The sequence below is a fragment of the Oleiphilus sp. HI0132 genome (assembly GCF_001635845.1).
Genome location: NZ_LWGJ01000108.1, coordinates 1 through 781, shown reverse-complemented (window position 1 = coordinate 781; position 781 = coordinate 1). Strand labels below are relative to the sequence as shown.

The 781-nt window shown below is 43.7% G+C and carries 1 protein-coding gene; it reads right to left on the bottom strand.

From position 1 onward, the window contains the following. A partial coding sequence (locus tag A3766_RS01350) for a diguanylate cyclase (protein ID WP_068641513.1) occupies positions 1-707 on the bottom strand: 707 nt, incomplete at its 3' end. Between the last annotated feature and the right edge of the window lie 74 nt (positions 708-781).

Below are 781 nucleotides of genomic sequence, written 5' to 3'. Positions count from 1 at the left end.
ACCGCTTGCGCTTGCACCGCATTGGTATTAGGCAAAATCACTGCGAATTCTTCCCCACAATACCGAGCAACAATATCGGCTGGTCGGCACATCGCTTTACGCAAGGTTTCACCAACAGCCTTTAAACACTCGTCACCGGCTTGATGTCCGTTGTTATCATTGAAAGGTTTAAACTGATCAACATCGATCATAATCAAAGTTAAAGGGTCTTTCTCTTTGATTGACCTAGTGATCTCCAGCTCCATGGCCTTATCAAAACCACGGCGGTTCACCAGTCCTTTTAAGGTGTCTTGAAATGCGAGCAACTCCATTTTTAATTTGGTGCCATGAAGCTCGTCCTGAATCTGGGCGATACGCTCCATCGCATGAATCATCGCTTCAAGCACTTCAGGCACTATCGGCTTATAAAGATAAATATCGCCGCCTGACTGAATACCCACAGTAAAAAACTTAGTATCCGTTTTAGCACTAACAAAAATAATGGGGAACCATATAGAGGTATCTTGACGAATAATTTTAGTCGTTTCAAAACCGTTAAGACCAGGCATTTCAACGTCCATCAAAATCAAATCGACTTTCTCTTGCCGACAGAGGTCAATTGCATCCTGTCCACATTCGGCCTCGATGACATCATGCCCAAGCCCGGCAACTACTGCTAGAGACACAAACCTCATAGAACGCTGGTCATCAACAATCAGTACTTTCATAACTCACTCAACTTTTATTAGTCATTACATGCTCAGATCGCTATGGCTAGTTAACGGCCTTTAGTATACTGAGC